Source organism: Aestuariivirga sp., assembly GCF_044239095.1.
In the GTDB taxonomy this organism is placed as follows: domain Bacteria; phylum Pseudomonadota; class Alphaproteobacteria; order Rhizobiales; family Aestuariivirgaceae; genus Aestuariivirga.
Genome location: NZ_JBIICB010000208.1, coordinates 1 through 7,766, shown reverse-complemented (window position 1 = coordinate 7,766; position 7,766 = coordinate 1). Strand labels below are relative to the sequence as shown.

The following is a 7,766-nucleotide window of genomic DNA, read 5'->3' as shown; positions in this document are numbered from 1 at the left end:
AAGGCTTCGACGGCCATGCCAACGCCGTGTCCGAAACCCGCGCCAGGCTGCTGAGGACCAACCGGTGACCGGGCGCACGGGCGGGCAGATCCTCGTCGATCAATTGAAGATTCATGGCGCCAGCCATGTCTTCTGCGTGCCTGGCGAAAGCTATCTCGCCGTGCTGGACGCGCTGCATGATGCCGCGATCACCACCATCGTGTGCCGCCAGGAAGGCGGCGCGGCCTATATGGCGGAGGCTGCAGGCAAGATGACGGGCAGGCCCGGCATCGTGATGGTCACGCGGGGGCCGGGCGCCACCAACGCCTCCTGCGGCATCCATGTCGCCTCGCAGGATTCGACCCCGCTCATCATGTTCGTGGGCCAGGTGGCGCGCGATATGAAGGAGCGGGAGGCCTTCCAGGAACTGGACTACAAGGCCGTCTTCGGCACCATGGCGAAATGGGTCGTCGAGATCGACCGGGCCGATCGCATCCCCGAAATCGTCAGCTGTGCCTTCCACGTGGCAAGCCAGGGCCGCCCCGGCCCCGTGGTGATCGCCCTTCCGGAAGACATGCTCACCGAGACGGCGGAGGTTCAGGATGCACCGGCCTTCTCGCCCGCCGTCATGAAGCCGGGTGCGGCCGACATGGAGGCGCTGCAGCGCCGCCTTCTGGCCGCCCGGCGACCCATCGTTCTGGCGGGCGGCTCAGGCTGGAGCGAGCAGGGCGTGACTGACCTCGTCCGCTTCGCCGAGACCTTCGATCTGCCCGTGGCTGTCAGCTTCCGCCGCCAGATGCTGTTCCCGGCGGATCATCCGAATTTCGCGGGCGACCTCGGCATCGGGCCCAATCCGAAGCTGCTTCAGCGCATCAAGGATGCGGACCTCGTGCTGCTGGCCGGGGGGCGCCTCTCCGAAATGCCGTCCCAAAGCTATACTCTTCTCGACATCCCGGGCGACGGGTCGCGGCTCGTCCATGTTCATCCAGGTGCGGAGGAATTGAACAAGGTCTACCGCACCGGCCTTGGCATTCTCGCCGCACCGCATGCCTTTGCGGCAGCCGCCGCCGCGCTGCCAAAGCCCAACACGGTAGCCTGGGCGGGCAGCGCACACGCAGCGCATGAGGATTATCTCGCCTGGAGTGACCCCTCACGCGTCAGAACCGCCGGAGACCTCCAGATGGCTGGCGTCATGGCGCATCTCCGGCAGGTGATGCCCGCTGCGACCGTCTATTGCAACGGCGCGGGCAATTACGCCACATGGGTGCACAGGTTCTGGCCCTTCCGCAGCTTCGCCTCGCAGCTTGCGCCGACCTCGGGCACCATGGGCTATGGCGTCCCGGCAGCGGTTGCCGCGAAGGCGCTTCAGCCGGAGCGCGAGGTCATCGCCTTCGCGGGTGACGGCTGCTTCCTGATGAACGGGCAGGAATTCGCCACCGCCATGCAATACGGCCTGCCCATCATCGTGGTGGTGGTCGACAATGGCATGTACGGCACGATCCGCATGCACCAGGAACGCGAGTATCCGGGCCGCGTCTCCGCCACCTCGCTGCGCAATCCGGACTTCGCCGCGCTTGCCCGGTCCTATGGCGGGCATGGCGAGACCGTCACCAGGACGGCGGATTTCGGCCCGGCGCTGGCGCGCGCGCGGCAGAGCGGCAGGGCCTCCATCATCCACTGCCTGATCGACCCCGAGGCCATCACGCCGGCGCGGAGCCTCACCGAGATCCGCAACGCATCCCGCGCGACATAGGAAAACTTGACGGCGGCGCGTCCCGCGGGTTGATATGGGGCCATGACCAGCGCCTCGCGTACCGCCGCCATCCCCCTTGCCGCTCATGCCGTGTGCGCCGCAGCCGGCGTGCGTGACGGTTTGAGGGCCGCCCAGTTCTATGTGCGTGACCTGTCCAACGCCGACCGGTCGGCACAGGGGTCGCCCGTGCGCGCGCCCTTCCTCTCGCGCATTGTCGCGCGGGGTGCGCGCCTCGTCGACCGGCTGATGAACTGGGGGGCAAATGTCTCGATCGCCCTGTTCCTGCCGAGTTGGCGCAAGCTGCCCTCGCCCTTTACCCCCGGCATCATGCATGCGGTGGCCCGCGGCATCCGCGACGACAGCCTGATCCACAACCCCACCTTCAATGCCTATTTCTTCCGCGCCGCGATCCACATCGCGGGGCGCTATTCGGCCCCGCCCTACCTGATCCTCGAGCATCGGGTGGATGCCGCCCGCCGCAGCCTTGCGCCGAGGGCTGACGAGGAGGTGACGGAAAACGGCATGTTGGCGCGCATCCTCATCGCGCTGGTGGAGCAGGGGCCGGTGGCGCGGATCGGCAAGGTGGCGGAGCGTAACCGCTTCATGGCGCAGGTCGAACCCAATGTGGCGGTGAACGCCATCGCCTGCGTGGCGCTGATGTTCGCTGAGGAAGGACGGCCCGCCGAGGCTATCGATGAGGATGAGTTCTTCTCCGTCACCGGCGCGCTGATCGGCCCCCGGCTGCCCGCCATCGCCCAGCTGATTGCGCGGCGGGACGAAGCGGGCCTCGCGCGGGAGCTCACCGACATCAAGGCGATGTACTGACCGCTCAGCCCTCGCGCCTTGCAAAGGCTTCGAGCGAGGCCACGTCCGTGACGCGGATCGACTGGTACTGGACGGAGACCCACCCCGCAGTTTCGAACTCCCGCAGCGTGCGGTTGACGCGCACGCGCGAGGCGTTGCTCATCTGCCCCAGGACGGATTGCGCCAGGCGCAGCGGGGCGGGGGGCTTGCCCATGGCTTGGCGTCACCACCGTCGCGTCGAACATGGTGCGGAAGCTGCTGGTATATGGACCTGTTACGGACCGATGGTAAGAAGGTCATGATCCACAGGGGCGAGAACCTCTCCTAGCAGTTCAAGGGCATCGTCGAGGACGATGTGAGGAACTGCCGGGGAGCAGCCAGTTGTCACCGGAGCGCAAATGAAAAAAGGCCCGGCAGCGATGCCGGGCCTTCTCGTTCGCTTGGAGCGATTAGAAGCGGTAGTTAAGCGAGGCCTTGACGATATTCATCGTAAAATCAGTTTCAGAGTGGATGTCCACAACCGGCCCCGGAGTCTGCAATTCGTAATTGGTCTCGACAGTACCCAGATCAACATAAAGATACTCAGCACCTACAGAGACATTCTCTGTAAGCCGGTACTCGACGCCGGCGCCAGCGGTCCAGCCAGTGAGTGTGTCGGAGTCGGCGTAATTGTCACCGTCGAACCCCAAGTTGTCGATGTTGACCTCGACATTGGCAACCGCAAGGCCGCCCGTTGCGTAGATCAGCGCATCACCCGTGGCGAAACCTGCGCGCGCGCGGAACGTCGCGAGCCAATCCATTGAGGCATTCCCCTCGGTATGGAACGGGTCCGAGTCGTTGCAATCCTCGCGGCCAAAGTCCTCGAGGCAGGCTGAATCTGTTTCGAGGCCAGTGATTGCCCAATCGGCAACCGCGCCCAGAACGAAGCCACTGCCGAAGCCATAGTCGTAACCCACCTGAGCGCCGCCGAGCCAGCCTTCCAGGTCGCCTTCTGCGCCGAAGGAAGAGGGGATGTCTTCAGAGGGGATCTTAAAGTCTTCGGCATTGGTCGTTGAGCTAAGATCAGCAGAGCCCCAAGCATAACCGCCGAACACGCCTGCATAGATACCCGTCCAGTCCGAGGTGGGTGCGTCGGCGATGTCGGCAGCATTTGCAGCGCTGGCGAGCATGACGAGCAGGGCGGAAGACAGTAAATAAGATTTCATTTGGAACTCCACTTTTTACAAACCTGAGTGGAAGCTAGCTGGGTTGTGCCGGCATATGGTTGAAAATATGTCACAGCCGGCCGAAAACGTCGTAAATACAAGAATATAGCAATGGTTGAAGTGTTCGCCTGAAATATTTCCGTTTTTGCTGTCGCCGTTCGGCAAGCGCCGCGATGCGCGCCTTGGCCTTTGCCATACCGGGCAGGTCCACGAATATGGCCTTCCTCATCTCCTTGTCCTTTTGCGTCGCCCTCCTGAAATGAGCCGGCAAGAAAGCCCGGCGCACCCAGTGGCACGCCGGGTCGATTGTACGACCCGCAACGGTTCTGCCAGCCAGAATGGACGCGAGCCTCCGCGTCCCGTCAGCAGGATCCATAACCCGACCTTCAATGCCTATTTCTTCCGCGCCGCAATCCACATCGCTGGGCGCTGATCGGCCCCCGGCTGCCCGCCATCGCCCAGCTGATTGCGCGGCGGGACGAGGCGGACCTCGCGCGGGAGCTCACGACATCAAGGCGATGTACTGACCGCTCAGCCCTCGCGCCTTGCAAAGGCTTCGAGCGAGGCCACGTCCGTGACGCGGATCGACTGGTACTGGACGGACACCCACCCCGCAGTTTCGAACTCCCGCAGCGTGCGGTTGACGCGCACGCGCGAGGCGTTGCTCATCTGCCCCAGGACGGATTGCGCCAGGCGCAGCGGGGCGGGGGGCTTGCCCACGGCTTCGCTGCCAAGCCGCGCCAGGACAGCAGCGATCCGCCGGTCGCAGGACGAGATGAGCAGGTCACCAACAGCGCGCGCCATGGCGTGCATGCTTGCTTCGCTCAGCGCGCCGAGAAGGCGGTACAGATCGGGATTGCGGGCGCCGATTGCCCCGAGGTCCAGGAGGCTCACGTAGAGCGCGCGGCTTGGCTCCAGCGCACGGAAACTCAGGCCGCGCTGGCCACCCGTCATGACCGGGCCCCAGCCGAACCATGCGCCGGGACCCATGACATGGCACATCATCATTTCCCCGCCCGAGGGGATCAGCACACCGAAGGCGCCTTCGGCAACGCCAAACATGCCGCCCGGCCCGTCCTCGAAGTGGTAGGCATACTGGCCGCGCGAATACTGGCGCAGCCGCGCGCAGGCGAGGAGTTCATCCTTCAGCCAGTCCGGCTGCGTCGTAAGCCAGCCCATGTTCCGCATGGCCAGCCTTGAGGCTTCCTCGCCCACTATCCCGTTCTCCGTGTGCCTTGCCAAAGCGACTGCCGGGAAGATTGTGCCAGAATGCACAGTCTGTCCAGTTTCGGTTATTTAATGCTCCATATGGTTGTGGAAAGGGGGCGAGCGCAGGCGGCCGGTGAAAGTGGACCGCGCGATCCACATGCCGGGAGGCAAGCGCTGATGCTCGTGGCCGGACCTGATTGACATCGCCGCCCCGGTGGACGATGTCAGAACAGTCCACGAAGCATATCCGCCGGCGGTTGGTGCGAAATCATGCTGGATTACCTTCGCGGCGACAGAAGGCAGTTACGGCAAATCCTGCCCCAGCACGTCCCGGCTTCCGATCAATTCACGGTCATTCGCTTGAAAGAAAACGCTCATAAATTCTCCGTAGCCCCCATGATGGATTGGACTGACCGGCATTGCCGGATGTTCCACCGTCAGCTTACGCGGCATGCGCTGCTCTATACCGAGATGGTAACGGCGCTGGCGATCCGCCATGGCGACAGGGAGCGGCTGCTGGGGTTCAGCCCGGCTGAGCATCCCGTCGCGCTGCAGATCGGCGGCAGCGCGCCGCCGCTTCTGGCTGAAGCCGCTAAGTGGGGCGAGGATTACGGCTATGCCGAGATCAACCTTAATGTCGGCTGCCCTTCGGACAGGGTGCAGAACGGCCGCTTCGGCGCCTGCCTCATGGCCGAACCGGAACTGGTGCGCGACTGCCTGGGCGAGATGCGCCACGCCGTGCGCCTGCCCGTCACCGTCAAGTGCCGGATCGGTATCGACGACCAGGACGAGGAGGAGGATTTCACCCGCTTCGTCGAGACCGTCATGCAGGCTGGCGTTTCCACCTTCATCGTCCATGCCCGGAAGGCCTGGCTGAAAGGACTTTCACCGAAGGAGAATCGTGAGGTTCCGCCGCTGAACTATGGGCGGGTTCACCGCCTGAAGCAGCGCCATCCGGAGCTTACCGTCGTGATCAACGGCGGCATCGGCAGCCTCGAGGAGGCCGGGGAACAGCTGAAGCATGTCGATGGCGTGATGCTGGGCCGTGCGGCCTACAACACCCCCTGGCTGCTCCACGAGGTCGACCATCGCTTCTTCGGCGCGGCGGCGGAGGAGGTGAGCCCGGTCGACATCGTCGCGCGCATGAAGCCCTATGTGGCCGAGCAACTCGAGAAGGGCGTCTGGCTGCAGAACATCACCCGCCACATGCTGGGCCTGTTTCATGGCCTGCCGGGCGGCAGGCTGTGGCGGCGCGTGCTCTCCGAGGAGGCCTCGCGGCCGGGTGCAGGGCTCGACGTGCTCGACAAGGCGGTTGAACAGGTGGCCTCGCGCCTGAAACCCCACGCCATCGCCGCCGAGTAACGCCCCCGGTGCGGATCATGCTCAAGGAATTGATTTGGCGCGCGTTCTTTTCGACCAGGTGATGCCACCTGGTCGGAACGCGCGTTAGCCGCCGTTCAAGGCCTGGATGCGCCCCGCACGGCCGCCGCGGCGGCTCTTGCGCCGGGTCAGGCCTTCCACGCGGTCCGGAAGCTCCGCCATCACGCCCCGCCGCTGCTCCGGGGATAGCCCCAGCCAGCCGCCGATCTCGCTCCGCGTCCGGCCGCAGCCGATGCAGTAGCCGGTTTCCGGATCGACGACGCAGATCTTGATGCAGGGCGTCTCGATGGCGGGCTGATTCATCGCATTCATGGCGCTGAAGATAGGGATGACGCGGGCTGCGGCTCGGGCCGGAAACGCCGTTCGATAGCCCAAAAGCGGCTAGTTACGAAGAAGGAGAATGCCGTCCATCGCTTCGTAGCTGTGCAGCCTGCGCAGGAAGCTGTTGCCGAGCAGCGACCCCGACATGGCGCCCTCCGGCAGCACCATGCCATCGACCTCCTCCACCACGATGCCGTCGATCTGGATCGTGTCGATGTTGATGCGTGCGGCCATGACGGTGCCGTTGGCGGTGGAGACGGGGAACCTGAAGGACAGTTCATCCGGCTCGAAGCCTGCCGTCTGTGCGTCTTCATAGCTGAGGGCCACGGTGGTGGCGCCGGTGTCCACCATGACCTTGATTTCTCTGCCGTTGATGTCGGCCATTGTCACGAAATGCCCGTTGGGTGACATCCGCAGCTCCGCGGTGTTGGCATGGGCCACCCCTGTCATGGCGGAGCAGAGCGTGGCAAGCAGCAACAGCATGGTGCGGAACATGGAAATATCCTCCCGCAAAGATTGTAACGTGAATTCCACCGGGAATGCAAGGCCGAAGCCCGTTCAGGCGCCGAGAATAGCGGCTGCGAAGACGGCGAGCATGGCGGTTTCGGTCATGACCTGGGCCGTGCCGCAGACATCGCCCGTCTGGCCGCCGATCTTGCGCATGGCAAGGCCCCGGACTGCGCCGAGCACCAGGCCTGCGGCTGCAAGCGCCAGAAGCGCCACTGTCAGCGACAGGAAGGCATATGCGCCGAGCCCCGCCGCAAGGCCCCCGATCACGATCGCGGCAAGGCCGGTGCGGCGGGTGGGCTGGCCGGCCAGTACCGACAGCCCGTTGGCGCGTGCGGGCCTTGTCGTGGACAGCAAGTCGACCATCAGCGCGCGTGAGAAGGCGGCAGCCCCCGCGCTCAGCGCCAAGATGGCGCTTGGCGGCAGGTCGAGAAGGGCCGTGAGCAGGGAGGCCCGCCCCATGATGGTGAAGACCAGGGCGAGCGTGCCATAGGCGCCGATCCGGCTGTCCTTCATGATGTCGAGCCGCTCTTCGCGCGTGACGCCGCCGCCAAAACCATCGGCGACATCGGAGAGCCCGTCCTCATGGAAGGCGCCGGTCACCAGGG

The 7,766-nt window shown here is 64.8% G+C and carries 9 protein-coding genes; 3 read left to right on the top strand and 6 right to left on the bottom strand.

The genetic code is table 11. The features are described 5' to 3' along the window. Window positions 1-64: 64 nt before the first annotated feature. Complete coding sequence (locus ACILRA_RS16505) at window positions 65-1,732, top strand: thiamine pyrophosphate-binding protein (RefSeq protein WP_395663166.1); 1,668 nt, start codon at window positions 65-67, stop codon at window positions 1,730-1,732. A 42-nt stretch (window positions 1,733-1,774) separates the two neighbouring features. After that, complete coding sequence (locus tag ACILRA_RS16500) at window positions 1,775-2,557, top strand: hypothetical protein (protein ID WP_395663165.1); 783 nt, start codon at window positions 1,775-1,777, stop codon at window positions 2,555-2,557. 4 nt (window positions 2,558-2,561) lie between these two features. Here ACILRA_RS16500 and ACILRA_RS16495 read toward each other — a convergent pair whose 3' ends face one another. The 3 genes from ACILRA_RS16495 to ACILRA_RS16485 all read right to left on the bottom strand — a co-directional run bounded on the left by ACILRA_RS16495 (window position 2,562) and on the right by ACILRA_RS16485 (window position 4,956). Then, window positions 2,562-2,750, bottom strand: coding sequence for a helix-turn-helix domain-containing protein (locus ACILRA_RS16495; RefSeq protein WP_395663164.1), 189 nt, complete (start codon window positions 2,748-2,750; stop codon window positions 2,562-2,564). Window positions 2,751-2,985: 235 nt separating this feature from the next. Continuing rightward, window positions 2,986-3,741: an outer membrane protein gene (locus tag ACILRA_RS16490; protein WP_395663163.1), complete on the bottom strand. Its 756-nt coding sequence runs from the start codon at window positions 3,739-3,741 to the stop codon at window positions 2,986-2,988. A 531-nt stretch (window positions 3,742-4,272) separates the two neighbouring features. Further along, window positions 4,273-4,956 (bottom strand): Crp/Fnr family transcriptional regulator, encoded by a 684-nt coding sequence (locus ACILRA_RS16485; RefSeq protein WP_395663162.1) that lies wholly within the window; start codon window positions 4,954-4,956, stop codon window positions 4,273-4,275. 354 nt (window positions 4,957-5,310) lie between these two features. Between ACILRA_RS16485 and dusA the strand changes: the two genes are divergently transcribed. Continuing rightward, window positions 5,311-6,312: a tRNA dihydrouridine(20/20a) synthase DusA gene (dusA, locus tag ACILRA_RS16480; RefSeq protein ID WP_395663161.1), complete on the top strand. Its 1,002-nt coding sequence runs from the start codon at window positions 5,311-5,313 to the stop codon at window positions 6,310-6,312. 84 nt (window positions 6,313-6,396) lie between these two features. Here the strand turns inward: dusA and ACILRA_RS16475 are convergent, their stop codons facing one another. From ACILRA_RS16475 to ACILRA_RS16465, 3 genes are all read right to left on the bottom strand, one after another. Next, window positions 6,397-6,633, bottom strand: coding sequence for a DUF1289 domain-containing protein (locus ACILRA_RS16475; protein ID WP_395663160.1), 237 nt, complete (start codon window positions 6,631-6,633; stop codon window positions 6,397-6,399). A gap of 78 nt (window positions 6,634-6,711) precedes the next feature. Then, a complete protein-coding gene (locus ACILRA_RS16470; protein ID WP_395663159.1) occupies window positions 6,712-7,146 on the bottom strand; it encodes a TIGR02281 family clan AA aspartic protease in 435 nt (144 codons plus the stop codon). A 63-nt stretch (window positions 7,147-7,209) separates the two neighbouring features. After that, a partial coding sequence (locus tag ACILRA_RS16465) for an adenosylcobinamide-GDP ribazoletransferase (protein ID WP_395663158.1) occupies window positions 7,210-7,766 on the bottom strand: 557 nt, incomplete at its 5' end.

What these genes read in the sequence shown, in the direction of transcription:
- ACILRA_RS16470 (WP_395663159.1), bottom strand. Translation starts at nt 7,146, where the DNA reads ATGTTCCGCACCATGCTGTTGCTGCTTGCCACGCTCTGCTCCGCCATG.
- ACILRA_RS16490 (WP_395663163.1), bottom strand. Translation starts at nt 3,741, where the DNA reads ATGAAATCTTATTTACTGTCTTCCGCCCTGCTCGTCATGCTCGCCAGC.
- ACILRA_RS16495 (WP_395663164.1), bottom strand. Translation starts at nt 2,750, where the DNA reads ATGGGCAAGCCCCCCGCCCCGCTGCGCCTGGCGCAATCCGTCCTGGGG.
- ACILRA_RS16500 (WP_395663165.1), top strand. Translation starts at nt 1,775, where the DNA reads ATGACCAGCGCCTCGCGTACCGCCGCCATCCCCCTTGCCGCTCATGCC.
- ACILRA_RS16475 (WP_395663160.1), bottom strand. Translation starts at nt 6,633, where the DNA reads ATGAATCAGCCCGCCATCGAGACGCCCTGCATCAAGATCTGCGTCGTC.